The organism is Streptomyces sp. NPDC001617 (assembly GCF_053596855.1).
The window spans coordinates 68753-94370 of sequence record NZ_JBSFHA010000035.1; the positions used below are offsets into that span (position 1 = coordinate 68753).

The following is a 25618-nucleotide window of genomic DNA, read 5'->3' on the forward strand; positions in this document are numbered from 1 at the left end:
TGTGCCGGTGGGGGTGGCACGCATCGTGCCACACGTCACAGTGCGGTGGAACGGCGGGGTGCGGGATGACGAACACGACCCACCGGGATGGTCCGGTTTGTGGCACTGTGTCAACCAAAGGGCGCTGCGACCGAGTTCCGGTGGGTTTCCGGGAACTCGGCCGCAGCGCCCGTGTGTTGGCTGCGTACGCGGCTGCGTCAGCGGCCGCCTGCGTCGGCGTTGGGTCCGGCGTAGTCCTCACCGTAGGCGCCCTTGGCGGGGCGGCGGCGGCGCATGGGCGGCTCGACGCCGTCCGCGAGGCGGCGGGCGGTGAGCAGGAAGCCGGTGTGGCCGATCATCCGGTGGTCCGGGCGGACGGCCAGGCCCTCGATGTGCCAGTTGCGGATCATCGTCTCCCAGGCGGTCGGCTCGTTGAAGCAGCCGATCTCGCGGATGGACTCGACGGTCCTCGCGAGCTGGGTGGTGGTCGCCACGTAGCAGCACAGGATGCCGCCGGGGACGAGCGCCTTGGAGACGGCCTCCAGGCACTCCCAGGGGGCGAGCATGTCGAGGATGACGCGGTCGACGTCGGTGTCGGACAGGTTGTCCTGGAGGTCACCGACGGTGAGCTGCCAGGCGGGGTGCGGGCCGCCGAAGTAGCGCTCCACGTTCTGCTGGGCGATCTCCGCGAAGTCCTCGCGGCGCTCGTAGCTGTGCAGCATGCCCTGGTCGCCGATGGCCCGCAGCAGGAAGCTGCTGAGCGAGCCTGAGCCGACGCCGGCCTCCACGACGCGCGCGCCGGGGAAGATGTCGGCGAAGGCGAGGATCTGCCCCGCGTCCTTCGGGTAGACGACGGCTGCCCCGCGGGGCATGGACAGGACGTAGTCGGGGAGCAGGGGGCGCAGCGCGAGATAGGCGACGTTACCGGTGGTGCGGACAACGCTGCCCTCGGGAGCGCCGATCAGCTCGTCGTGCGGGAAGGAACCCTTGTGGGTGTGGAAGTTCTTCCCGTCCTCGAGCGTGAACGTGTAGTGGCGGCCCTTGGGGTCGGTCAGCTGAACCTGGTCCCCGACCTTGAAGGGCCCGCGCCTGCGGGCGGCACCGGTCGGTTCGGACATGTGAACAGACTACCGGGGTTTGTGGGGGCCGCCGACCACGGAGAAGGCCGGAGAACCGCTTCGGGAGAGCGGTTGTCTCAGTTGGGGCGGGCCATGGCCTTGACGAAGGCCCGCTCCACGTCCGCCGCCGACAGCACGCCGTAGATCTCGCCCGTCTCCTCGACCACCAGGTACTCGGTGGCCGGGGTGGCCCGCAGGACGTCGAGGAGGTCCTCGCCCGCCAGTTCGGCGGAGACCCGCATGCCGTCGGTGAGGTCCTGAGCGAGGCCGCTGACGGCGACCCAGGGGCGGCGGTGTTCCGGTACGCCGACGATGGCGGCCTCGCGGACCAGGGAGAGGGGGTTGCCGTCGGAGTCGACGACGACCAGGGCGCGGGCGCCGGCGGCGTTGGCGCGGCGCAGGGCCTCGGACAGGGGGGTGTCGGTCTCGACCGGGACCGCGCGCCGGGTGAGATTGCGGGCGCGCAGCTCCGGCAGGTGCTCCCGCAGCCGGGCCATACGGAGGCTGTTGCCGGCGCCGGTCCAGATGATCGCGGCGAGGATCGCGGCGAGCAGGGCGTCGGTGACGGTGTCCATGCCGACGCTGTCCTCGGCGGTGGAGCCGAGGGCGCCGGACTGGGTGAGCAGCGGGAGGCCGATCAGGACGGAGACGGCGAGGGCGCGGCCGACCCAGGCGGCGGCGATGGTGCCGCTCATGGGCTTGCCGGTGATCTTCCATACGACGGCGCGGAGCATGCGGCCGCCGTCGAGGGGGAGGCCGGGCAGGAGGTTGAAGGCGGCCACGATGAGGTTGGAGATCATGAGGCCGGCCAGCAGGACGCCGGGGACGGTGCCGGGCTCGACGGGCTGCATGGCGACGTAGAAGATCCCGGCGAGGACGAGGGAGAGCAGCGGCCCGACGAAGGCCAGCCAGAACTCGCGGCCCGGGGTCTCGGCCTCCTTCTCGATCTCGGAGACACCGCCGAAGAACTGGAGCTGGATGCGGCGGACCGGGAGCTTGAAGCGGAGGGCGGCGATGGTGTGGGCGAGTTCGTGGACGAGCACGGAGGCGTAGAAGGCGACCGCGAAGAAGAGGGCGACCAGGTAGCGGGCGGCGCCGAGTTCGGGCAGCACACGGTCGAGCTGTCCGCCGAACACCCAGGTGATCAGGGCGGCGACGAGGAACCAGCTGGGGGCGACGTAGACCGGCACACCGAAGGGGCGGCCCATCAGGAGGCCGCCTCGCGGGGATTCGGGGCGCTGGGGTGGCGGGGTCTTGGCGCCGGAGTGGGCGAGGGTGCGGTCGGGGTGGAGGTCGGAGGTGACGTGGTGATCGGCGTCGCCGACTGGCGTCCGGGGGGCCGAGGGGGCGTCGGTGGGGGTGTCTGCGGGGTGCGTCGGAGTGTTGTCGGAATCGACGTCGTCCGCGTCCTGGGAGACCGTCTCACCGGCGTTCGTACTGTCCACGCCCTGTACGACGCGGTCACGGTGATCCGAGTTGCCCGTGTCCGGAGGTTCTGTGCCGTCCACGAGGGTGTCGTCGGCAGGGGCGCCGTCGGTGGGGGTGTCGTCGGTGGGCGTGGTCGGCGCTTCCGTGCTGTGGCCCATCGAGGGGTCTCCCTTGGCGGCGTCCCTGGTCGTGGTGGGCCGTCGCGCGTCCGTGGGCTGCGCGTCGGCCGGCGTCGGCTCGTCGGTGCCGGGGCGCGGCTGCCCGCTCCCGCCGCTCTCGTCCACGATGTCCCCTCGTTCGAAGCGTCTCCCGCGCCTGCCGGGCGGAAGGGTCTGGGGTCGATGGTATGCGGCCGTCGCATCACGTTCCGCCCCGGCACCCCCTGTGTTTCACCACCCGTCTCAGCTGTCACGGCCGCGAGTGGGTCACTGTCAGTGGCGGGTCGTAAGGTCTGGGGCATGGAGACGAGTGCGGAGCGCGTGGCGGAGGCCCACGACGGGGGTGCGGTGCCGGCGGACGAGTCCGTCGCGGCCGAACCGACGACAGCGACAGCGACTACGACGGTGACGGCGGCGGCGACGACCGGGACGGCCGGCGCGGACCGCCCCGCCATACCGCCCGCCAGTCTGTCCCCGTCCCGTGCCAGTGACTTCATGCAGTGCCCCCTGCTCTACCGCTTCCGCGTCATCGACCGGCTGCCCGAGAAGCCGAGCGAGGCGGCGACCCGGGGCACGCTGGTGCACGCGGTGCTGGAGCGGCTCTTCGACGCCCCGGCCACGGAGCGGACGGCGCCGCGCGCCAAGTCGTTGATTCCGGGGCAGTGGGACCGGCTGCGGGAGCATCGGCCTGAGGTCGTGGAGCTGTTCGCCGACGATCCGGAAGGGGAGCGGCTCGCGCGCTGGCTCGGCGAGGCCGAGCAGCTCGTCGAGCGCTGGTTCACCCTGGAGGATCCGACCCGGCTGGAGCCCGCCGAGCGGGAGCTGTTCGTCGAGGCCGAGCTGGACTCCGGGCTGACGCTGCGCGGGATCATCGACCGGGTGGACGTGGCGCCCACGGGCGAGGTGCGGATCGTCGACTACAAGACGGGCAAGGCGCCCCGGCCCGAGTACGCCGAGGGCGCGCTGTTCCAGATGAAGTTCTACGCCCTGGTGGTGTGGCGCCTGAAGAAGGTGATCCCGCGCCGGCTCCAGCTGGTGTATCTCGGCAGCGGGGACGTCCTGACCTACGACCCCGTCCTCGCCGACCTGGAGCGGGTCGAGCGCAAGCTGCTCGCGCTGTGGGACGCGATCCGCCAGGCCACCGAGTCCGGCGACTGGCGGCCGCGGCAGACCAAGCTGTGCGGCTGGTGCGACCACCAGGCGCACTGCCCGGAGTTCGGCGGCACTCCCCCGCCCTACCCCCTGCCGGTGAGGGCGGTCGGGTCGGGTGACGTGCCGCAGGGCAGAATGGGGCCGGACTAGCGAAGGAGACTTACGTGGCCATCCGCGTCCTACTGGTCGACGACCAGCCGCTGCTGCGCACCGGCTTCCGGATGATTCTGGAGGCGGAGCAGGAGATCGCGGTCGTCGGCGAGGCCGGAGACGGCCTCCAGGCTCTGGACCAGGTGCGGGCGCTGCAGCCCGACGTGGTCCTGATGGACATCCGGATGCCCCGGATGGACGGCGTGGAGGCGACCCGGCAGATCACCGGACCCGGGCGGGACGGCCCGGCGAAGGTGCTGGTCCTGACCACCTTCGACCTCGACGAGTACGTGGTGGAGGCCCTGCGGGCGGGGGCGAGCGGCTTCCTGCTCAAGGACGCGCCGGCCAACGAGCTCGTCCAGGCGATCCGGGTGGTCGCGGCGGGCGAGGCCATGCTCGCGCCGAGCATCACGCGGCGGCTGCTCGACAAGTACTCCGCCCACCTGCCGTCCGGCGACGAGCCCGTGCCGGACACACTGCACACGCTCACCGAGCGCGAGGTGGAGGTGCTCAAGCTGGTGGCGCGCGGGCTGTCCAACGCCGAGATCGCCGCCGACCTGTTCGTCAGCGAGACCACGGTCAAGACGCATGTCGGGCACGTGCTCACCAAGCTGGGGCTGCGCGACCGGGTGCAGGCCGCGGTGTACGCGTACGAGAGCGGGCTGGTGCGCCCCGGCGCGCAGTAGGGCCCACGACGACGGAGGGCGCCCCTGGTGGAAAAGGGGCGCCCTCCGTCGTCGTACGGGACCGTCCGTCAGCCCTTGCTGAGCTCCCAGAAGCGGAAGACCGTCGAGGCGTCCAGGCAGTACTCGAGGCCGTAGACGTTCTCGCGGGTGACCGCGTACTGCTTGGCCTGCCAGATCGGGAGGACGGGCAGCTGGTCGGCGACGATGTCCTGCAGCTGGGCGAAGTCCTGGTCGGTCGCGGCCCGGTCGCTCTCGGCGGCGGTGCGCGGGATCAGTGTGCCGGTGATCGTGTTGTTGCTGTAGTTGTTGCTCAGCACGTTGCCCTTGCCGAAGAAGGGCGCCGTGAAGTTGTCGGCGTCGGGGTAGTCCGGCACCCAGCCCTTCACGTACACGCCGTACTTGCCGTCGGCGATGTCCTTCTCGTACTGGCCGAAGGCGACCGACTTCACGTCGGCGTCGAACAGGCCGCTGGCGTTGAGCTGCTTGGCGATCTCCTTCAACTCCTGGTCCGTTGCCGGGCCGTAGCGGGACGGGGTGGACCAGAGGGTCAGCTTGACCTTGCCGCTGACGCCCTCGGCCTTCAGGGCCGCGGCGGCCTTGGCCGGTGAGGGGCTGGCGCCGTAGGTGTCGAAGAAGGCCGTGTTGTGGCCGGCGATGCCCGCCGGGATGATCGAGTACAGCGGGGTGGCCGTGCCCTGGTAGACGTCCTTGATGAGGGCGTCGCGGTCGAGCAGGTAGGCGATGGCCTTGCGTACGCCGAGCTTTCCGACGACCGGATCCTTCATGTTGAAGACCAGGTGCTGGACCTCGGCGCTGCTGCCCTCGACGACCTCGACGCCCGAGTTGTTGTCGGCGTTCTGGATGTCGGCCACGTCGTTCGCGGTCAGACCCCGGTAGGCGATGTCGATCTTGTCGTCCTGGAGGGCCTTCTTCAGCTTGGCCTGGTCGCCGTGGAAGAACTTGAGGGTGACGCCGGAGTTCTTCACCTTGGCGGTGCCCTTGTAGTTCTCGTTGACCGAGAAGACGGCCTCGTCGTGGCCGTAGGAGTCCAGCTTGTAGGGGCCGGAGCCGATCGCCTTGCCGTCCTTGCGCAGCTTGTTCCCGTCGTACTGGCTGTGGTCGACGATGGAGCCCGCGCCGGAGGCGATCTTGCTCGGGAAGGTCGCGTCGGGGACCTTCAGCCGGAAGAGGACCGTCTTCTCGTCCGGCGTCTCGACCTTGTCCAGCATGGGGAACATGATCGCCGGACCGGCGTCGTCGTTGATCTTCAGCATCCGGTCGAAGGAGAACTTGACGTCCTCGGAGGTGAGCGAGTCACCGTTGCTGAACTTCAGGCCGTCCTTCAGCGTGCACCGGTAGACCTTGGTCGAGGCGTCCGTGAAGGCGCACGACTTGGCGGCCTCCGGCTCGGGCTCGGTGCCTCCGTTGGGGAAGCTGAGCAGCGACTGGAACACGTTGTTGAACAACAGCCAGGAGCCGGGGTCGTAGCCGGAGGCGGGGTCGGTGGCGAGGACGTCGTCGGACATCCCCATGACCACCTTGGAGCCGGTTCCCCCGGAATCGCCGCTGTCCGTTCCGCAGCCGGTCAGCAGGCCGGAAGCCAGCCCCGCCACGATGGGCAGGACTGGCCACTGGTTGCGCAAACGCATGCATATGCCTTTGTCGTCGGTTAATTGGACCCCGAGGCCACGTCCCAGGCCACGGGCACGGGAGATCAGCCGCTCACGCCATGGCCGAGCTCCCACAGCTGGAGGGTGGAGGACGAGTTCAGCGCGTACGCGGTGCCCGTGACGTCGTCGCGGGCGGCGACGTACTGCTTGCCCTGCCACAGCGGAAGGATCGGGACGTCGTCGGCGACGAGGTCCTGGATCGTGGTGAGGCTGGAGGAGGCGGCGAGCCGGTCGGCCACGCGGCGGGACTCCGGGATCAGGGTGTTGATGATCCTGCTGTTCTTGTACGGCAGCTTGAGGAAGTTGTCCGTGTCGAGGAACGGCGCGAGGTAGTTGTCGGCGTCCGGGAAGTCCGGGAACCAGCCCATGCCCCAGACGTCGTACTCGCCCTTGCGCTCTGCCGGCACGAAGCTCTTCCAGAGCGCGCCCTTGATACTGACGTCGAACAGCCCGCTGCTGTTGAGCTGCGTCTGCAGGACCTTGAACTCCTTCTCCGTGGCGGAGCCGTAGTGGTCGGTCGTGTAGTGCAGGGTCAGCTTGACCGGGGTGGTGATGTTCGCCTTCGTCAGCAGGGCCCTGGCCTTGGCGGTGCTCGGGTCGCCGTACTTGTTGAAGAACGAGTTGGAGTGACCGGTGATGCTCGCCGGGACCAGGGAGTAGAGCGGCTCGGCCTGAGTGCCGTAGACCTTGGAGACGAGCTCGCCGCGGTTGATCAGCTGGGCCATCGCCTGGCGGACGGCCTTGTCCTTGACCGAGACCGCGTCGGTGTTGAAGGCGAGGTAGCGGATCTCCAGGCCGGACATCTCGACCAGGTCCTCGTTGTCGTTCGCACCATCGGACAGCTTCTGGATCTGCTCCGGCGACATCGTGCGGGTCATGACGTCGATCTCACCCTTGTCCAGGGCGGCGCCCATGGCCGCGGCGTCCTTGTAGGACACCATCTCGACCTTGGAGTTGTTCACCTTCAACGTCCCCTTGTAGTTGGGGTTCTTGGTGAAGGTGGCCTTGACGATCGCGTCGTCCTTGACGTCGGCCGACAGCGTGTACGGGCCGGAGCCGTCGACGTCGAAGCCGTCGCGCAGCTTGTTCTTCTCGTAGTCGTCGGGGTTGACGATGCCGGTGACCGGGGTCGACAGCTTGTACGGGAAGGTGGCGTCGGCGGTCTTGAGGTGGAAGATGACTTCGTTGTCGCCCTGTGTCTCGACGGTGTCGATGGTCGACAGCAGGCCGACCGGACCGCCCTCGGCGTTGATGGCACGCGCACGATCGATGGAGTACTTCACATCGGCCGCGGTGATCTTGTCACCGTTGGAGAACTCGAGGCCGTCACGCAGGGTGCAGGCGTAGCGCTCGTTGCCGCTGTCGGTGAAGCCGCACTTCTCGGCGGCCTCGGGCACCGGGTCGCCCTCGCCCTTGGGCTGGATCATCAGGGTCTGCACGGTCTGGCGCAGGATGTTCCAGGAACCGACGTCGTAGGCGTAGGCCGGGTCGAGCGGTGCCGGGGCGTCCTTGGTCGCGGCGAACGTGTCGGTCGTACCGACGACGATCGCACTTCCACCACCGCTGCCGCTGTCGGAGCCGCCACAGGCGGCGAGCACGGGCGCGAGCAGACCGACCACGGCCGGCAGCACCAAAGTCTTGCGGTTCATGCTCGTGTTTCTCCAGAGCTGTTCAGGTCCGTGTATCCGGCATGCAGGGGTGTCGCGGCGGAACACGGGGGTAAGGGCGGTGGTTCTCGCGACGAGATTAGTCCGCACCTGCACGGGGGCCCGAGGTCACCGGAGTTGAGATGCCATCACGCAGCGAAACCGGGCGTGGACAGACCGAAAACCCGACGGAGGAAGGATTAGTGCAGCATTCCACCAATCGGGACACAAGGGCACGGCACGACCCCCGAAACCGGGGCGGGCAGCACACGTCCCCCCACCTGTCGACCCTCGCGCAAGTGGGGAACCTCACATGTCCAAAGGCGCGTATCGGCAGCGGAATTCAGCCGTCCTGTGCGGTTCGAATTCCTTCGTACGCCGCGCCGCCAATTCCCGATCCGCAGAGGACGATCAGGCGGTGATCAATCCGCGCAGAAATGCCAGGTCGACCTCTTCGAGAGAGGTCACGACGGTGCGTCGGACGGCGGGCGCGATGGGGGCCACCGAGGGCACGGCGACGACATGGCAGCCCGCGGCCTCGGCCGCCGCGACACCGGTCGCGGTGTCCTCGACGACCGCGCATCTGGCCGGATCCACTCCCAGTCCGGCGGCGGCGACCAGATAGGGGTCGGGGTGCGGCTTGGTGCGGCGCACCTCGTCGCCGGCGACCGACAGGGCGAAGTGCTGGGACCCCAGCGAGCCGAGCACCCGGTCGATGATGCGCCGGTGCGAGGCGGAGACCAGAGCGGTCGGGATCTCGTACTCGGCGAGCTCGGCGAGCAGCCTGGCGGCGCCCGGCATCAGCGGCAGAGCAAGGGCGATACGGTCCTCGAACCCCTCGTTGAGCAGGACCATGAGCTCGGCGAGGGCGACGTCGGCGCCGGTGGCCTCGATCAGGAACCCCGCGCTGCGGGTCATGGGACCGCCGACCACCACATGGCGCCAGGAGTCGTCGAGGGCGTGGCCGAGGGACGCGAAGACCTCTACCTCGACGTCCCACCAGAAGCCCTCGGTGTCCACCAGGGTTCCGTCCATGTCGAGGAGCACGGCCTGCAGGGCTGAGCCTTCGGCCGTACGGGTTCCGAGCGCGGGGACCGTACTGGTCATCCGACGCACCTCCTTGAGGGACGAGCAGGCCGGTTCCCGCTGGGGAACCGGCCTGCAGTGGACCGACCAGTGTACGTCGCCCGCGAGCGAAGCGCCTCGTTTATCCGGCGCGGTCCGGGGCACACCGTGTAGACCGCCGGGGGACGCTCTGACGTGCGCCGATGTGCGCAGACGTGCCCTCGGGAAGCCGGGATCAGCGGGCGTTGAAGTACTTCGCCTCGGGGTGGTGGATCACGATCGCGTCCGTGGACTGCTCGGGGTGCAGCTGGAACTCCTCGGACAGCTGGACGCCGATGCGCTCGGGCCGGAGCAGGTCGGCGATCTTGGCGCGGTCCTCCAGGTTCGGGCATGCTCCGTAGCCGAGCGAGAACCGGGCGCCACGGTACTTCAGGGCGAACATGTCCTCGATCTCGTTCGGGTCCTCCCCGGCGAAGCCCAGCTCCGAACGCACGCGCGCGTGCCAGTACTCGGCGAGCGCCTCGGCCAACTGGACGGACAGGCCGTGCAGTTCGAGGTAGTCGCGGTAGGAGTTCGCCTCGAAGAGCTTCGCGGTCTCCTCGCCGATCCTCGAACCGACGGTGACGACCTGGAGGCCGACGACGTCGGTCTCCCCCGCCTCCTCCGGCCGGAAGAAGTCCGCCAGGCACAGCCTGCGGCCACGGCGCTGGCGCGGGAACGTGAAGCGGGTGCGCTCGTTGCCCTGCTCGTCCAGGATGATCAGGTCGTCGTCCTTGGAGACGCACGGGAAGTAGCCGTAGACCACGGCCGCTTCGAGCAGGTTCTCGGTCTGCAGCTTGTCCAGCAGTCCGCGCAGGCGCGGCCGGCCGTCGGTGTCGACGAGTTCCTCGTACGACGGTCCTTCACCGGTGCGGGCCTGCCTGAGCCCCCACTGGCCCTTGAACAGCGCGCCCTCGTCCAGCCAGGACGCGTACTCCTTGAGCTGGATGCCCTTGATGACGCGGGTGTCCCAGAACGGCGGCTCGGGGATCGGGTTGTCGGTGGCGACGTCGGAGCGGACGTGCCCTTCCTCGGGGCGCTCCTCCTCGACCGCCACGGCACTGGCCCGCACCCGGCGCTGCTTGAGCTCGGGCAGCTTCGCCCCGGGCACGCCCCGCTTCACGCCGATCAGGGCGTCCATCAGGCGCAGGCCCTCGAACGCGTCGCGGGCGTAACGGACTTCGCCCTCGTAGATCTCGTGCAGGTCCTGCTCGACGTACGCGCGGGTGAGGGCCGCGCCGCCCAGGATGACCGGGTAGTCCGCCGCCAGGCCGCGCTGGTTGAGCTCCTCCAGGTTCTCCTTCATGATCACCGTGGACTTGACCAGGAGCCCGGACATGCCGATGACGTCGGCCCGGTGCTCGGCGGCGGCCTCCAGGATCGCGGAGACCGGCTGCTTGATGCCGAGGTTGACGACGGTGTAGCCGTTGTTGGACAGGATGATGTCGACGAGGTTCTTGCCGATGTCGTGCACGTCGCCGCGCACGGTGGCCAGCACGATGGTGCCCTTGCCTTCGGCGTCCGACTTCTCCATGTGCGGTTCGAGGTGGGCGACCGCGGCCTTCATGACCTCGGCGGACTGGAGGACGAACGGCAGCTGCATCTGGCCGGAGCCGAACAGCTCGCCGACGACCTTCATGCCGTCCAGGAGGGTCTCGTTGACGATGTCGAGGGCGGGGCGCTCCTGGAGTGCCTCGTCGAGGTCGGCCTCCAGGCCGTTGCGCTCGCCGTCGATGATGCGGCGCTTGAGACGCTCCTCCAGCGGGAGGGCGGCCAGCTCCTCGGCCCGGCCCGCCTTGAGCGACTTGGTGGTGGCGCCCTCGAAGAGCTGCATGAGCTTCTGGAGGGGGTCGTAGCCCTCGCTGCGGCGGTCGTGGATCAGGTCGAGGGCCGTCTGCACCTCCTCCTCGCTGAACCGGGCGATCGGCAGGATCTTCGACGCGTGCACGATCGCCGAGTCCAGGCCCGCCTTGACGCACTCGTCCAGGAAGACGGAGTTGAGCAGGACGCGGGCGGCCGGGTTGAGGCCGAAGGAGATGTTCGACAGGCCCAGCGTGGTCTGGACGTCCGGGTGGCGGCGCTTGAGTTCGCGGATCGCCTCGATGGTGGCGATGCCGTCCCCCCGGGACTCCTCCTGACCGGTACAGATGGTGAAGGTCAGGGTGTCGATGAGGATGTCCGACTCGTGGATGCCCCAGTTGCCGGTGAGGTCGTCGATGAGCCGCTCGGCGATCTCGACCTTCTTCTCCGGGGTGCGGGCCTGGCCCTCCTCGTCGATGGTCAGCGCGATCAGCGCGGCGCCGTGCTCCTGGGCCAGCTCGGTGACGCGCGCGAAGCGGGACTCCGGGCCGTCGCCGTCCTCGTAGTTGACGGAGTTGATGACCGCGCGGCCGCCGAGCTTCTCCAACCCGGCCCGGATCACGTCGACTTCGGTGGAGTCGAGGACGATCGGAAGGGTGGAGGCGGTGGCGAAGCGACCGGCCAGCTCCTCCATGTCGGCGACGCCGTCGCGACCGACGTAGTCCACGCAGAGGTCCAGCATGTGGGCGCCCTCGCGGATCTGCTCGCGGGCCATCTCCACACAGTCGTCCCAGCGGGCCTCCAGCATGGCCTCGCGGAACTTCTTCGAGCCGTTGGCGTTGGTGCGCTCGCCGATGGCCAGGTACGAGGTGTCCTGACGGAACGGCACGGTCTGGTAGAGAGAGGCGGCGCCTGGCTCGGGCTGCGGGTGGCGCTCGGTCGGGGCGAGGGCGCGGACGCGCTCGACGACCTGGCGCAGATGCTCCGGGGTGGTGCCGCAGCAGCCCCCGACCAGGGAGAGGCCGTACTCGCGTACGAAGGTCTCCTGGGCGTCGGCGAGTTCCGGCGCGGTCAGCGGGTAGTGGGCGCCGTCCTTGCCCAGGACCGGCAGGCCGGCGTTCGGCATGCACGACAGCTGGATGCGCGCCTGGCGGGCGAGGTAGCGCAGGTGCTCGCTCATCTCGGCGGGGCCGGTCGCGCAGTTCAGGCCGATCATGTCGATGCCGAGCGGCTCGAGCGCGGTCAGCGCGGCGCCGATCTCGGAGCCGAGGAGCATGGTGCCGGTGGTCTCGACCGTGACGGAGACGATCAGGGGGACCTCGTAGCCGGCGCTCTCCATCGCCCGGCGGGCGGCGATGACCGAGGCCTTCGTCTGCAGCAGGTCCTGGGTGGTCTCCACGAGCAGCGCGTCGGCGCCGCCGGCCAGCAGGCCCTCGGCGTTCTGCTGGTAGGCGTCGCGGATCGCGGTGAACGTGGTGTGGCCGAGGGTGGGGAGCTTGGTGCCGGGGCCGATGGAGCCCAGCACCCAGCGCTGCCGGCCGTCCCGGGCGGCGTACTCGTCGGCCGTCTCGCGGGCGATGCGGGCACCGGCCTCGGAGAGCTCGTGGACGCGCTCGGGGATGTCGTACTCGCCGAGGGCGGTGAGGTTGGCGCCGAAGGTGTTGGTCTCGACGCAGTCGACGCCCGCGTCGAAGTAGGCGGAGTGCACGGAACGGACGATGTCCGGACGCGTGACGTTGAGGACCTCGTTGCAGCCCTCCAGCTGCTGGAAGTCCTCCAGGGTCGGCTCCTGGGCCTGGAGCATCGTTCCCATCGCTCCGTCGGCCACCACCACTCGGGTGGCGAGCGCGTCCCGGAGCGCGGACGCACGGGTCCGGCTGTCGGCGGAAGGGGTCAGTGGCGACGAGGCCATGAAAGGGGCTCCCTTATAGTGCGACGGCTGTCGGCTTTGCGCGGCCCGTGGAACTCTCCCCGGTGGGCGCACCTGGCCAGGGTAACCGGGTCCGCTCCCCGGTGGTCGGAGCGTCCACGAGACGGACCGGGATGGCGGACAGGCACCTGGGGGGAGACGCGTGACACAACAGATGCCGTACGAGTATTAGCGGTGGGTCGGCATGGACCGGTAGTGTTCGACATTGCCGAACGACAGTATCGACGGCGTTACGTCGGCGGTCGACGGGGACGGAGGCAGTACGGCGATGGCACGGAACATCCAGTCGCTCGAACGGGCGGCCGCGATGCTGCGGCTGCTCGCGGGCGGCGAGCGGCGGCTCGGCCTCTCGGACATCGCCTCGTCGCTGGGCCTCGCCAAGGGCACCGCCCACGGCATACTGCGCACGCTCCAGCAGGAGGGCTTCGTCGAGCAGGACGACGCCTCCGGGCGCTATCAGCTGGGCGCCGAGCTGCTGCGCCTGGGCACCACCTACCTGGACGTCCACGAGCTGCGCGCGCGTGCCCTGGTGTGGACGGACGACCTGGCCCGGTCCAGCGGCGAGAGCGTCTATCTCGGTGTCCTGCACCAGCAGGGCGTGCTGATCGTGCACCACGTCTTCCGGCCCGACGACAGCCGGCAGGTGCTGGAGATAGGGGCCATGCAGCCCCTGCACTCCACGGCCCTGGGCAAGGTCCTGTCGGCCTACGACCCGGTCGCCCACAGCGAGGTCATCGAGGCCGACCGCAAGCCCTTCACCGACCGCACCACGTGCGAGCTGGAGGACTTCGAGCACATCCTCGACATCACGCGCGCGCGTGGTTACGCGGCCGACGTCGAGGAGACCTGGGACGGCGTCGCGTCCGTCGCCGCGCCCATCCACGACCGGCGGCGGATGCCGGTGGGCGCGGTGGGCATCACGGGCGCGGTGGAGCGGCTGTGCCGGGACGGCGAGTTGCGGCCGGAGCTGATCGCGGCGGTGCGGGACTGCGCCCGCGCGGTCTCCCGGGACCTGGGGGCGGGACGGTTCTGAGCGGTCGCGGAACAGTCTGGGCGGCCTGAGAGACACACAGGGAAGGCCGGGACGCGGTGGCGCGTTCCGGCCTTCTCCGTACCCTGACATAACGGGCGGACCGTCCAGCCGGTACGGGCAGCGGCTGTTACCCGGCGGTACGCATCTGACCAGCAAGATCGACACCTCGCAGCAATCAGTAACGATCGTGTTTTCGACAACAGAACTCTTGACGTGCGTGTAACGCCGCAGCAAGACTCCCGTCCATCGGTCGGCATTGTCGAACACCTACCGGCAATACGCGCTAGAGTGTGACAACGCCAAGGGCCGGCCATCGCTCTCACCCCCGAGGGCAGCTCGAACCTCCGGAGGGACCCGGGGTTCGGTCCCTGGACGAAGGACAAAGGAGTCGCGGGTGTCCAGCTCCGACATCTTCATCGGCGAGACCATCGGTACCGCCGTACTCATCCTGCTCGGCGGTGGCGTCTGCGCCGCCGTCACGCTGAAGGCCTCCAAGGCCCGCAACGCCGGCTGGCTCGCCATCACCTTCGGGTGGGGCTTCGCAGTGCTCACGGCGGTCTACACCTCGGCGCCGCTCTCCGGCGCCCATCTCAACCCCGCCGTGACGCTCGCGCTCGCGCTCAAGAAGAACGGCATCGAGTGGAGCCAGGTCCCGGTCTACTGGGGCGGGCAGCTGCTCGGCGCCATGATCGGTGCGGCCCTGGTGTGGGTCGCCTACTACGGCCAGTTCCACGCGCACCTCACCGACAAGGAGATCGTCGGCGGTCCGGGTGCGCAGGCCACCGCGGCCAAGGCCGTCGAGGCGCAGGAGAAGGGCGCGGGACCGGTTCTGGGCATCTTCTCCACCGGCCCCGAGGTGCGGGTCGCCTGGCAGAACGTCGCCACGGAGGTCATCGGCACGATCGTGCTGGTCCTCGCGGTCCTCACGCAGGGCCTGAACGACAACGGCAACGGCCTGGGCGTCCTGGGCGCCCTGATCACCTCGCTGGTCGTCGTCTCCATCGGTCTGTCCCTCGGTGGTCCGACCGGTTACGCGATCAACCCGGCCCGTGACCTCGGTCCGCGTATCGTGCACGCCGTCCTGCCCCTGCCCAACAAGGGCGGCTCCGACTGGGGCTACGCCTGGGTCCCGGTGGTCGGTCCGCTGATCGGCGGCGCCATCGCGGCAGGCATCTACAACGTCGCTTTCGCCTGAAGCATCGGTAGAACAGTCCTCTCAACCCACGGAACCCCAGGAGTACACAGTGACCGACGCCCACACCGCCGGCCCCTTCATCGCCGCCATCGACCAGGGCACCACCTCTTCCCGCTGCATCGTCTTCGACCGCGACGGACGTATCGTCTCCGTCGACCAGAAGGAGCACGAGCAGATCTTCCCGAAGCCGGGCTGGGTCGAGCACGACGCCAACGAGATCTGGACCAACGTCCAGGAGGTCGTCGCCGGGGCCATCCAGAAGGCCGGCATCACGCGTGACGACATCAAGGCCATCGGTATCACCAACCAGCGCGAGACCACTCTCCTCTGGGACAAGAACACCGGTGAGCCCGTCCACAACGCCATCGTCTGGCAGGACACCCGCACCGACGCGCTCTGCAAGGAGCTCGGCCGCAACGTCGGCCAGGACCGCTTCCGCCGCGAGACCGGCCTTCCGCTGGCCTCCTACTTCGCCGGCCCCAAGGCCCGCTGGCTGCTCGACAACGTCGAGGGCCTGCGCGAGCGCGCCGAGGCGGGCGACATCCTCTTCGGCACCATGGACACCTGGGTCATCTGGAACCTGACCGGTGGTGTCGACGGCGGCAAGCACTACACCGACGTCACCAACGCCTCCCGCACCATGCTGATGAACCTGCACACGCTGGAGTGGGACGAGAAGATCGCCGAGTCCATCGGCGTCCCGCTGGCGATGCTCCCCGAGATCCGCTCCTCCGCCGAGGTCTACGGCGAGGTCACCGGCGGCAAGCTGGGCGACCTGCTCGGCGGCATCCCGGTCGCGTCCGCGCTCGGCGACCAGCAGGCGGCCCTGTTCGGCCAGACCTGTTTCGCCGAGGGCGAGGCCAAGTCGACCTACGGCACCGGCACCTTCATGCTGCTGAACACCGGCGAGAAGATCATCAACTCGTACTCGGGCCTGCTGACCACGGTCGGCTACCGCATCGGTGACGACAAGCCGGTCTACGCCCTCGAGGGCTCCATCGCCGTGACCGGTTCGCTGGTGCAGTGGATGCGCGACCAGATGGGCCTGATCTCCACCGCCGCCGAGATCGAGACGCTCGCGCTCTCGGTCGAGGACAACGGCGGCGCCTACTTCGTGCCGGCCTTCTCCGGTCTGTTCGCCCCGTACTGGCGCTCCGACGCCCGCGGTGTGATCGCCGGTCTGACCCGCTATGTCACCAAGGCGCACCTCGCGCGCGCCGTCCTGGAGGCCACCGCCTGGCAGACCCGTGAGATCACGGACGCCATGACCAAGGACTCGGGCGTCGAGCTCGCGGCCCTCAAGGTCGACGGCGGCATGACCTCCAACAACCTGCTGATGCAGACCCTCTCGGACTTCCTGGACGCCCCCGTGGTGCGCCCGATGGTCGCCGAGACGACCTGCCTCGGTGCCGCCTACGCCGCCGGTCTCGCCGTCGGCTTCTGGACCAGCACCGACGACCTGCGCGCCAACTGGCGGCGGGCCGCCGAGTGGACCCCCCGCATGGACGCGGACGCCCGCGACCGTGAGTACAAGAGCTGGCTCAAGGCCGTCGAGCGGACGATGGGCTGGCTCGAGGACGAAGAGAGCTGACGAGAGCCACCCGACGGCTCAGCACGCTCTGATGAGGAGTAAGAACCCGAAATGACCAGTCAGACCACCCTGCAGTCCGTGCCTGCCCTCGGTACGCGCCCGGCCTCCGGCTCCAACCCGAGCCGCGCCGAGACCCGGGAGCAGCTCGCCAAGGCGTCGTACGACCTTCTCGTGATCGGCGGCGGCATCCTGGGCATCTCCACCGCCTGGCACGCCGCGCAGTCCGGCCTCAGGGTGGCTCTGGTCGACGCCGGCGACTTCGCCGGCGCCACCTCCTCCGCCTCCTCCAAGCTGCTCCACGGCGGTCTGCGCTACCTGCAGACCGGTGCGGTGAAGCTGGTGGCGGAGAACCACTTCGAGCGCCGTGCGGTGTCCCGTCAGGTGGCTCCCCACCTGGCGAACCCGCTCACGTTCTACCTCCCCGTGTACAAGGGCGGACCGCACGGCGCCGCGAAGCTCGGGGCGGGCGTCTTCGCCTACTCCGCGCTCTCCGCGTTCGGTGACGGCGTCGGCCACCTCCTGTCCCCCGCGAAGGCGGCGCAGGACGTGCCCGAGCTGCGCACCGACAACCTCAAGGCCGTCGCCGTCTACGGCGACGACCAGATGAACGACGCCCGGATGGCCCTGATGACGGTCCGTGCGGCCGTCGAGGCGGGCGCGGTCGTCCTGAACCACGCCGAGGTGACCGGGCTGCGGTTCACCAAGGGGCGGGTGACGGGCGCCGACCTGAAGGACCGCACGAGCGGCGACGAGTTCGGCGTGAACGCCCGTCTGGTGCTGAACGCGACCGGCCCATGGGTCGACCACCTGCGCAGGATGGAGGACCCGGACGCGGCTCCGTCCATCCGCCTGTCCAAGGGCGCGCACCTGGTCCTGAAGCGGACGGCCCCCTGGAAGGCCGCCCTGGCCACCCCCATCGACAAGTACCGCATCACCTTCGCCCTCCCCTGGGAGGACATGCTGCTTCTCGGCACCACCGACGAGGAGTTCGAGGGCGACCCTGCGGATGTCGCGGTCAACGAGAAGGACATAGCCCAGATCCTCGACGAGGCCGCCTTCTCCATCCGCGACCAGCAGCTCTCCCGTGACCTGATCACGTACTCCTTCGCGGGTCTGCGCGTGCTGCCGGGCGGTCCCGGTGACACGGCCAAGGCCAAGCGCGAGACCGTGGTCACGGAAGGCCGTGGCGGGATGCTGTCCGTCGCGGGCGGCAAGTGGACCACCTTCCGGCACATTGGCCGTACGGTCATGAAGAAGCTGGAGGCTCTGCCGGGTCATCCGCTGGGCGAGGACTTCGAGCCGATCTCCTCGCTGCCGAAGAAGCTGCCGCTGCCGGGCGTCGCGAATCCGCGTGCGGTTGCTCATCGGCTACTGGTCGACAATCCGGCCCCGGGGCCGCGCATGGGCGCCGACACGGCGAAGCACCTGGCGACCCACTACGGCTCGCTGGCCTTCGACATCGCTCGTCTGGCCAACGAGAACCCCGAACTGGGCGAGCGCGTCCACCCGGACGCTCCGGAGATCTGGGCGCAGGTGGTGTACGCCCGGGACAACGAGTGGGCACAGACGCAGGACGACGTGCTGCGGCGGCGGACGACGCTGACCATTCGGGGGCTGGCGACGGACGAGGTGCGGGCGAAGGTGCAGGATCTGCTCGACAAGAAGTAGGCGGTACGACGTCGAAGGGGGCGGTTCCTTGGTCAGGGAGCCGCCCCCTTCACGTGCCCCAGGGGGTTTCGGCCAGCGCCCTTACTGCTGCCACGTTCCTCAACTCCTCGTGGCACACGATCAGTTCGCGTCCGAGCAGCAGTGCCCTGCGGGACGCCGGGACCGGGTCCGGGAGACAGTCAGGCGGGTGTCCGGAAACGGGTGTTACAGTCCAGCATCCGGCGACGGCTGTCGACGCTGAGCCTTCCCCCACCGCCCCGTCGCACGTCTCTCCCTCACCCGCTCACCGCCAAGCGTTCTTTCGCCGTACCCCCGGAAGGTCCCCGATGCACCGCAGAAACCGCCGTTCCCGAGAACCTGACGGCGGGACGCGCTGGATCGCCGTCGTGGCCGTCATGCTGGGCCGTGCCGCGCCCGTCGGTGTGCTGCTCGCCGCGCTGCTGTTCGGTCTCGCCGAGGCGGCCGACGCCGCGCCGTACGTCGTCACGCTCGGCGCCCTGTTCCTCTCGACGGCCCGCCGTCGCCGTACCCGTCCTTCCACCGGAGTCGCCTCATGACGCAGGACCTGCTGCCCATCACCCGAATACCGCGCACAGGGCTGCCCGAGCGCGCGATCGTCGTCGGCGACCCGGCGCGCGCTGCCGCCGTCGCCGCGCTGCTCGACGGCGCCGAAGAGGTGTCGTACCACCGTGAGTACCGTGTGTTCAGCGGGAGTTGGAAGGGACTTGCGGTCACGGTGGCCTCGCACGGGGTGGGTGCGCCGGGTGCGATCCTGCTGTTCCAGGAGCTGGCGGACGCGGGGGTCCGCACCTTCCTGCGGTTCGGTACGGCGGGTGCGATGAAACCCGGTATCGGGGACGGCGATCTCGTCATCGCGGAAGCCGCCGTAAGGGACGACGGGGTCACCCACCAGCTGCTGCCGCCCGAGTACCCAGCGGTCTCCTCCCCTGAGGCGGTGTTCGCGCTGCAGCGGGCGGCGCGCGAGGCGGGTGCCCCGCACCATCGGGGGATCGTCTGGACGCGGGCGGCCTTCCAGCCGGGACTGATCCCGCTCTTCTCCTACGACGGTGCCGGACTCGCCGCCATCGAGATGGAGTTGTCCGCACTGCTGGTCACGGCGTCGCTGCGGGGCCTGGTCGCCGGTGGCGTGCTGGTCGTGGACGGGGCGAACGCGGACGAGCTGGTCGACGAGGAGAGCACCGGCGGATACGACCCGCATCGCGAGGTCGTCGCGGCGGGCGTCGAGCGGGGTGCCGTGGTGTCGCTGGAGGCGCTGCGACTGCTGGCCGAGGGGTGTGCGGCGTGAACATCGACCTGTTGGTGCACGGCGGGGACGTACTGACCGTCGACGAGGCCGGAACCGTCGTACGGGACGGGGCGGTTGCCGTCCACGAGGGTGAGATCGTCGCCGTAGGACCGGCCGAGGAGCTGAAAGCGCGGTTCACAGCCACGGAGGCCATGGACGCCGCGGGCTGCCTTGTCCTGCCCGGGCTCGTCAACACGCACACCCACCTCGCGATGACCCTGCTGCGCGGTCGCGCCGACGACGTGACCCTGCAGGGGTTCCTTGAGCGGGTGCTGCCCGCGGAGGCCGAGCTGCTCGCGCCGAAGAACGTGGCGGCGGCGGTGCGGCTGGCGGTGGCCGAGAGCGTACGGGCGGGGGTGACCTCGGCTCTCGACATGTACTGGTTCCACGAGGCGGCCGAGCAAGCGGCCCGCGAGACCGGCTGGCGGCTGCACTCCGGCCCCACCTTCATGGACGTACCGGAGCCGCCGGACGGCATCGCCTACGAGGACCGGCTGGAGTGGGCCCGCCGGGACCTGGAGGCTCGTGGACCGGCCCGTCCCGGCCACCGCCCCGTCGTCTTCGCGCACTCCACCTACACCCTCTCCCCCGACCAGCTCACCGACATCGCGGCGCTGGCAAGGGAGTTCGGGGCGCTCCTGCACATCCACGCGGCCGAGAACGCCACCGAAGTCGCCACCGTCGAGGTCAAGTACGGCAAGCGACCCGTCGAACTCCTCGACTCCCTCGGACTGCTCGGCCCCGATCTGCTGCTCGCGCACGCCGTGGATCTCACCGGCTCGGAGATCGCGGCACTGGCCCGCACCGGCACGTCCGTCGCCCACTGCCCGGTGTCCAACCTCAAGCTGGGCTGCGGCATCGCGCCGGTGCCGCGGCTGCTGAGCGCGGGCGTGACCGTCGGCCTCGGCACCGACGGGGCCGTCAGCTCCAACACGCTGGACGTGCTGGGCGCCGTTCGGCAGGCGGCGCTCGTGCACAAGGCGGGCGGCGACCCCACGGCCGTGGGTGCCGAACAGGCCGTACGGATGGCGACGATCGAGGGTGCGCGGGCGCTCGGGCTCGGCGACCGGCTGGGCTCGCTGGAGGCGGGCAAGCGGGCCGACCTGATCGTGCTCGACCTGGGCGCCCCGCATCTGCGGCCGCTGCACGACCCCTGGTCGACACTGGCGTACGCGGCGCACTCGGCGGACGTGCGGGACACCGTCGTGGACGGGCGGGTGTTGATGCGGGACCGGACGCTGACCACGCTGGACGAGGCGGCGGTGGTCGTGGACCTGGAAGCGCTGGTCTGACCTGAGCGTTTGCCGTCCCGTTCACCAGACTGAACCCCCATAATGGCGTGAGACATCGGATGTCTTTACGGCATGCGTGAACCACAGGGAGGCCCGGCCATGGCAGTCACCGACGAGGCGATCGAGAAGATCAAGGGCATGATCGTCTCCGGTGCCCTGCGCCCCGGCGACCGGCTGCCCAAGGAGAGTGAACTCGCCTCCGAGCTGGGGCTTTCCCGCAACTCCCTGCGGGAGGCGGTGCGGGCCCTGTCGCTGATCCGGATCCTGGACGTGCGGCAGGGCGACGGCACATATGTCACCAGCCTGGACCCGCAGCTCCTGCTGGAGGCGCTGAGCTTCGTCGTCGACTTCCACCGCGACGACACGGTCCTGGAGTTCCTGGCCGTGCGCCGCATCCTGGAGCCGGCCGCGACGGCGATGGCCGCCTCGCGGATCAGCGAGCAGCAACTGGACGCGCTCTCGGCCCAGTTGGACAGGCTCGGGGAGGCCCCGTCGGTGGAGGAACTGGTCGCCTGCGACCTGGACTTCCACCGCGGGATCGTGCAGAGTTCCGGCAACTCGGTGCTCTGCTCCCTCCTCGACGGCCTCTCCGGCCCCACCACCCGCGCCCGCATCTGGCGCGGCCTGACCCAGGAGGACGCGGTCAGCCGCACCCTGCGGGAACACCGGGCGATCCTGTCGGCCCTGCGGGACCGGGACGCGGAGGCGGCGCGGTCCTGGGCGACGGTGCACATCGCGAGCGTGGAGCAGTGGCTCAGGTCGTCGCTCTGAGGATCATGGCTCCGGGGGGTGGTCCGGGGTGGCGATCTTGGGTGTTCGAGGGGCTCGGACGGGGCAGTGATCCGTTCACTCCCCCGTGCAAGGGGGCTGCGGGCGCCCCCGCCGGACGCCGTAAGGTTGGTGGGTCAAGCGAGGGCACGTCGGAAGGAGGCCTGGGTGATCGAGCTCGAGGGGGTTCCCGAGCTGATCGACCCGGTCATGGTGGCCGCGTTCGAGGGCTGGAACGATGCCGGCGACGCCGCCTCCACCGCGGTCGCGCATCTGGACAGGGAGTGGAAGGGCGAGGTGTTCGCGGCGCTGGACGCCGAGGACTACTACGACTTCCAGGTGAACCGCCCCACGGTGTGGTTGGACGGCGGCGTGCGCAAGATCACTTGGCCGACGACGAGGTTGTCGGTGGTCCGGGTCGGCGGTGACAAGCCGCGCGACCTGGTGCTCGTGAGGGGTATCGAGCCGTCCATGCGGTGGCGTTCGTTCTGCAACGAGCTGCTGGGCTTCGCCCACGAGCTGGGCGTGGAGCTGGTGGTCATTCTGGGCGCCCTGCTCGGCGACACCCCGCACACCCGTCCGGTCCCGATCAGCGGGACCACGTCCGACCCGGACCTGGCGCAGCGCATGGACCTGGAGGAGACCAAGTACGAGGGGCCCACGGGCATCGTCGGCATCCTCCAGGAGGCGTGCACGCACGCGGGCGTGCCGGCGGTCAGCCTCTGGGCCGCCGTACCGCACTACGTGTCGCAGCCGCCGAACCCGAAGGCGACGCTGGCGCTGCTCAACCGCCTGGAGGACCTGATCGACGTACGCATCCCGCTGGGCGAGCTGCCCGAGGACGCGCGCGCCTGGCAGGTGGGCGTGGATCAGCTGGCCGCGGAGGACAGCGAGGTCGCCGAGTACGTGCAGACGCTGGAGGAGGCCCGGGACACCGCGGAGCTGCCGGAGGCGTCGGGCGAGGCGATCGCGCGTGAGTTCGAGCGGTATCTGCGCCGCCGGGACGGCGGGTCGGGCCCATCCGGCTCGGGCGGGCACGCCACGGCGGACGGCGGCGACGGCCCGTCGGCGTCGTATCTGCGGGACAACCCGAGTGGTCGCACGAAGCCGTCGAAGCCCCCGAAGCCGGATGCGGAGGACGACGAGTCCTCGGAGGAGTGAGCCGGCGGTTGTGTCGGTGAGGGCGGTGCGCGAACGGCGCACCGCCCTCACTGCGCTCCTGCCCCATCACTTGACCGTTGTCTCGGCAGTGTTTGGCCTGATTTCGGCGTGACACGCACTTCGAGACAGATTGCACACGTTACCCAATTCAACTTGTTTTCAAACCGAGTTGGTGAAGACGCTCTGGACGCGGTGCCCGGGGAGTGCTTGGTTGGGCACGGAAGGCCACCCGCACGGACCGAAGGGAGCGGTACCCGATGAGCGACCAGGTACAGCCGCCGCAAGATCCGGGAACATCCGGGCCCGGGCCCGACGGAGCGGGATTCACCTATCGAGGAACCGAGCAGGAACTGATCGCCGTCGCCCGCCCCGAGGCCCGGCTGCGCGCCCAGGCCGAGGGGGTCCGCTCGGCCGCGGGCGCCGACGTCTCCTCGCTCAACATGTTCCTCGGCGACGAACAGCTCACGCTGGAGCCGCTGTTCGGCAGCGAGGAGCGGCTGCAGCAGTCCACCGTCGTTCCGGGCGAGGAGAACGTGCCCGACCTCGCGCTGTTCTACCGGGTGCGGGGCGGCGAGAGCCGTGCGCAGGAGCTGCGTTCGCGGATCGCCGCGCTGCCGGGGATCGACACGGCGTACGTGAAGCCGGGCGCGGTGCCCGCGACGGTGACGGACGGTGGCGGGCGGCTCAAGGAAGGCGCCCCGGTCACCCCGGACTTCAGCAGCCGGCAGGGTTATCTGCGCGCCGCGCCGGAGGGGGTGGACGCCCACTGGGCATGGCAGCGGCCCGGTGGGTCCGGTCAGGGGGTGACGATCATCGATGTCGAGGGCGCCTGGCAGCTGGGCCACGAGGACCTGGCCGCCAGGCTCGCCGGCGTCGTGGTCGGCACTCCCCTGACCGACCTCGCCTGGCGCAATCACGGCACCGCCGTGATCGGCGTGATCGGCGGCGACCCGGGCGAGCACGGCGTCAACGGCATCGTGCCCGACGCGGTGACCGCGGCCGCTTCCTTCCAGGGCATCGGCACGGCGGCCGCGATCCACGCGGCGGCCGACCGGCTCGGCCCCGGGGACGTCGTACTCGTCGAACTCCACCGCCCCGGACCGCGGTTCGAGTACGCGGAACGCGACGACCAGCGCGGCTACATCGCGATCGAGTGGTGGCCGGACGACTTCGCGGCCATCCGGTACGCCACCGCCAGGGGCGTGCTGGTCGTGGAGGCCGCCGGCAACGGCGCCGAGTCGCTCGACGGCGCGGTCTACGAGCGCCGCCCGGACGAGTTCCCGGCGTGGTGGCGCAACCCGTTCAACCCGTCCAACCAGTCCTCCGGCGCGGTCCTGGTCGGCGCGGGCGCGCCGCCGCCCGGCACGCACGGCCGCGACCACGGCCCGGACCGGTCGAGGCTGGCGTTCTCCAACTACGGCTTCCGCGTGGACGCCCAGGGCTGGGGACGCGAGGTCACGACCACCGGTGGCTTCTGGGACCGGCCCGGCGATCTGCAGGGCGGGCCCGAGGAGATCGCCTGGTACACGGACACGTTCTCCGGGACCTCCTCCGCCTCCCCGGTGGTGGTCGGCGCGCTGGCCGCGCTGCAGGGCATGCTGAAGGCGGCCGGCCAGCCCCCGATGTCCCCGGAGCGTGCCCGGCTGACGCTGCGGGCCACGGGCTCCCCGCAGCAGGACGCGCCGGACCGGCCCGCCTCGCAGCGGATCGGCAACCGGCCCGACATCAAGGCGGCGGTCACCCACCTGCTGCCGCAGGCGGTCGGCTCGGGCCGGGCCGAACGGTACTGGGACGAGCTGCTGCCCTACCCCCGTGAACTCCCGCCCAGGATCCGGCTGTTCGTGGCCGGCGCCTGGCGCAACCTCAACCATCCGTCCCCCGAGATCCGCCAGGCGGTGCACACCGCCTTCGCGGGGGGACGGCCCGACGTCCGGGTCTGGTTCTCGGACGACGAGATCGTCGGCCTGGTGGTCACGGGCTGACGTGTCGCAGAACCATCGAAGACCGACCCCATCAAGGCAAGTCTCCATCAAGGGAAGGTGACACCCGCATGAGCACCACCCCGCAGATGAGCCAACTGGGACAACAGCAGGGCCAGCAGTTCCCGAGCACGTCGCCCTACCAGCAGCACCAGCAACAGCCGTTCGGTCAGCAGGGCTTCGGGCAGCAGCAGGGCTACGGCCAACAGCAGCCGCAGGAGCAGCAGGCACAGTCCTCCGGCTGGCCGGGCGCCGGCATGATGCCGCAGCTCCAGCAGCTCGGCCAGCAGCAGCCGTTCCACCAACTGCTGCAGCAACTCGGTCAGCAGCAGCAGCCGTTCGGGCAGCAGCAACAGCAGCAGTACGGCCAGCAGCAGGACCAGCAGGCGCAGCAGCAGGAGCAGCAGACGCAGCAGCAGCTGACGCAGCTCGCGCAGACCGTGGTCCAGCAGGTCATCCAGCAGGTCCAGGCGCAGTCGCTGGCCTCCGGCGTGGCGAACGGCTTCGTCGACATCCTGCAACCGCTGCAGGGCCAGCCGCAGCAGGTGTTCCTGCGCATCAACGGTCAGTTCCGGGTCCTCAACAACCCGATCCCGCAGCTGCACCAGCAGATCCAGGAGGCCTTCGCCTTCGGCCACCAGGTGATCGGCGTCTGGGACACCCAGTCCCCGAACGTCCTGCGCAGCGTACGGATCCAGCGGATCTGACCGGCGCGTGACAGACGGAAGGGGCGGGGGGCCCCCCCGCGGGGGGGCGGCCCCCCGACCGGGACAGCCCCGCGCACAGGGCCTACTCGAGAAGCAC

Annotated in this window: 18 protein-coding genes and 1 pseudogene; 13 read left to right on the top strand and 6 right to left on the bottom strand. The window is 70.0% G+C overall.

All coding sequences use genetic code 11. The features are described 5' to 3' along the window. Window positions 1-197: 197 nt before the first annotated feature. Both ACWC09_RS25565 and ACWC09_RS25570 read right to left on the bottom strand, forming a co-directional pair. Window positions 198-1097 (bottom strand): tRNA (adenine-N1)-methyltransferase, encoded by a 900-nt coding sequence (locus tag ACWC09_RS25565; protein ID WP_450852922.1) that lies wholly within the window; start codon window positions 1095-1097, stop codon window positions 198-200. A 77-nt stretch (window positions 1098-1174) separates the two neighbouring features. After that, a complete protein-coding gene (locus ACWC09_RS25570; protein WP_450852923.1) occupies window positions 1175-2809 on the bottom strand; it encodes a site-2 protease family protein in 1635 nt (544 codons plus the stop codon). 174 nt (window positions 2810-2983) lie between these two features. On the opposite strand from ACWC09_RS25570, the gene ACWC09_RS25575 reads away from it, so the two are divergent. Together ACWC09_RS25575 and ACWC09_RS25580 are read left to right on the top strand one after the other, a co-directional pair. Beyond that, a complete protein-coding gene (locus ACWC09_RS25575) occupies window positions 2984-3985 on the top strand; it encodes a RecB family exonuclease (protein WP_450852924.1) in 1002 nt (333 codons plus the stop codon). 14 nt (window positions 3986-3999) lie between these two features. Further along, the gene (locus ACWC09_RS25580) at window positions 4000-4671 is read left to right on the top strand and encodes a response regulator (RefSeq protein WP_450852925.1); all 672 of its coding nucleotides are present in this window, start codon (window positions 4000-4002) and stop codon (window positions 4669-4671) included. Between the two features lie 68 nt (window positions 4672-4739). Here ACWC09_RS25580 and ACWC09_RS25585 read toward each other — a convergent pair whose 3' ends face one another. The 4 genes from ACWC09_RS25585 to metH all read right to left on the bottom strand — a co-directional run bounded on the left by ACWC09_RS25585 (window position 4740) and on the right by metH (window position 12803). Further along, on the bottom strand, window positions 4740-6320 hold the full coding sequence (locus ACWC09_RS25585) for an ABC transporter substrate-binding protein (RefSeq protein WP_450852926.1): 1581 nt from the start codon (window positions 6318-6320) through the stop codon (window positions 4740-4742). 65 nt (window positions 6321-6385) lie between these two features. Further along, on the bottom strand, window positions 6386-7990 hold the full coding sequence (locus ACWC09_RS25590) for an ABC transporter substrate-binding protein (protein WP_450852927.1): 1605 nt from the start codon (window positions 7988-7990) through the stop codon (window positions 6386-6388). Between the two features lie 408 nt (window positions 7991-8398). Continuing rightward, entirely contained in the window at window positions 8399-9094 is a 696-nt protein-coding gene (locus ACWC09_RS25595) for an HAD family hydrolase (RefSeq protein WP_450852928.1), read from the bottom strand. 193 nt (window positions 9095-9287) lie between these two features. After that, a complete protein-coding gene (metH, locus tag ACWC09_RS25600) occupies window positions 9288-12803 on the bottom strand; it encodes a methionine synthase (RefSeq protein ID WP_450852929.1) in 3516 nt (1171 codons plus the stop codon). Window positions 12804-13089: 286 nt separating this feature from the next. On the opposite strand from metH, the gene ACWC09_RS25605 reads away from it, so the two are divergent. The 11 genes and pseudogenes from ACWC09_RS25605 (at window position 13090) to ACWC09_RS25655 (ending at window position 25521) form a co-directional block, all read left to right on the top strand. Then, window positions 13090-13854 (top strand): IclR family transcriptional regulator, encoded by a 765-nt coding sequence (locus tag ACWC09_RS25605; protein ID WP_450852930.1) that lies wholly within the window; start codon window positions 13090-13092, stop codon window positions 13852-13854. A gap of 394 nt (window positions 13855-14248) precedes the next feature. Next, window positions 14249-15049 carry an MIP/aquaporin family protein gene (locus ACWC09_RS25610; RefSeq protein WP_450852931.1) on the top strand — a complete coding sequence of 267 codons (801 nt, stop codon included), beginning with the start codon at window positions 14249-14251 and terminating at the stop codon, window positions 15047-15049. A 49-nt stretch (window positions 15050-15098) separates the two neighbouring features. Beyond that, window positions 15099-16640 (top strand): glycerol kinase GlpK, encoded by a 1542-nt coding sequence (gene glpK / locus ACWC09_RS25615; protein WP_450852932.1) that lies wholly within the window; start codon window positions 15099-15101, stop codon window positions 16638-16640. Window positions 16641-16691: 51 nt separating this feature from the next. After that, window positions 16692-18308 carry an FAD-dependent oxidoreductase gene (locus tag ACWC09_RS25620; protein ID WP_450852933.1) on the top strand — a complete coding sequence of 539 codons (1617 nt, stop codon included), beginning with the start codon at window positions 16692-16694 and terminating at the stop codon, window positions 18306-18308. Between the two features lie 339 nt (window positions 18309-18647). Next, window positions 18648-18865: pseudogene (locus ACWC09_RS25625) on the top strand (ABC transporter permease); the annotation flags it as partial. Then, window positions 18862-19614: a nucleoside phosphorylase gene (locus tag ACWC09_RS25630; protein ID WP_450852934.1), complete on the top strand. Its 753-nt coding sequence runs from the start codon at window positions 18862-18864 to the stop codon at window positions 19612-19614. The pseudogene ACWC09_RS25625 and the gene ACWC09_RS25630, both read left to right, overlap by 4 nt. After that, window positions 19611-20906 carry an amidohydrolase gene (locus ACWC09_RS25635; protein ID WP_450852935.1) on the top strand — a complete coding sequence of 432 codons (1296 nt, stop codon included), beginning with the start codon at window positions 19611-19613 and terminating at the stop codon, window positions 20904-20906. Before ACWC09_RS25630 ends, ACWC09_RS25635 begins: the two co-directional genes overlap by 4 nt. A gap of 99 nt (window positions 20907-21005) precedes the next feature. Further along, complete coding sequence (locus ACWC09_RS25640; RefSeq protein WP_450852936.1) at window positions 21006-21677, top strand: FadR/GntR family transcriptional regulator; 672 nt, start codon at window positions 21006-21008, stop codon at window positions 21675-21677. A gap of 165 nt (window positions 21678-21842) precedes the next feature. Then, on the top strand, window positions 21843-22835 hold the full coding sequence (locus ACWC09_RS25645) for a PAC2 family protein (RefSeq protein ID WP_450852937.1): 993 nt from the start codon (window positions 21843-21845) through the stop codon (window positions 22833-22835). Between the two features lie 257 nt (window positions 22836-23092). After that, window positions 23093-24817 (top strand): S8 family peptidase, encoded by a 1725-nt coding sequence (locus ACWC09_RS25650; protein WP_450852938.1) that lies wholly within the window; start codon window positions 23093-23095, stop codon window positions 24815-24817. 68 nt (window positions 24818-24885) lie between these two features. Next, window positions 24886-25521 carry a hypothetical protein gene (locus ACWC09_RS25655; protein WP_450852939.1) on the top strand — a complete coding sequence of 212 codons (636 nt, stop codon included), beginning with the start codon at window positions 24886-24888 and terminating at the stop codon, window positions 25519-25521. Window positions 25522-25618 lie beyond the last annotated feature (97 nt).

Coding starts and splice junctions, on each gene's coding strand:
- ACWC09_RS25565 (WP_450852922.1), bottom strand. CDS start 1,097: ATGTCCGAACCGACCGGTGCCGCCCGCAGGCGCGGGCCCTTCAAGGTC.
- ACWC09_RS25575 (WP_450852924.1), top strand. CDS start 2,984: ATGGAGACGAGTGCGGAGCGCGTGGCGGAGGCCCACGACGGGGGTGCG.
- ACWC09_RS25585 (WP_450852926.1), bottom strand. CDS start 6,320: ATGCGTTTGCGCAACCAGTGGCCAGTCCTGCCCATCGTGGCGGGGCTG.
- ACWC09_RS25590 (WP_450852927.1), bottom strand. CDS start 7,990: ATGAACCGCAAGACTTTGGTGCTGCCGGCCGTGGTCGGTCTGCTCGCG.
- ACWC09_RS25595 (WP_450852928.1), bottom strand. CDS start 9,094: ATGACCAGTACGGTCCCCGCGCTCGGAACCCGTACGGCCGAAGGCTCA.
- metH (WP_450852929.1), bottom strand. CDS start 12,803: ATGGCCTCGTCGCCACTGACCCCTTCCGCCGACAGCCGGACCCGTGCG.
- ACWC09_RS25605 (WP_450852930.1), top strand. CDS start 13,090: ATGGCACGGAACATCCAGTCGCTCGAACGGGCGGCCGCGATGCTGCGG.
- ACWC09_RS25620 (WP_450852933.1), top strand. CDS start 16,692: ATGACCAGTCAGACCACCCTGCAGTCCGTGCCTGCCCTCGGTACGCGC.
- ACWC09_RS25630 (WP_450852934.1), top strand. CDS start 18,862: ATGACGCAGGACCTGCTGCCCATCACCCGAATACCGCGCACAGGGCTG.
- ACWC09_RS25640 (WP_450852936.1), top strand. CDS start 21,006: ATGGCAGTCACCGACGAGGCGATCGAGAAGATCAAGGGCATGATCGTC.
- ACWC09_RS25650 (WP_450852938.1), top strand. CDS start 23,093: ATGAGCGACCAGGTACAGCCGCCGCAAGATCCGGGAACATCCGGGCCC.
- ACWC09_RS25655 (WP_450852939.1), top strand. CDS start 24,886: ATGAGCACCACCCCGCAGATGAGCCAACTGGGACAACAGCAGGGCCAG.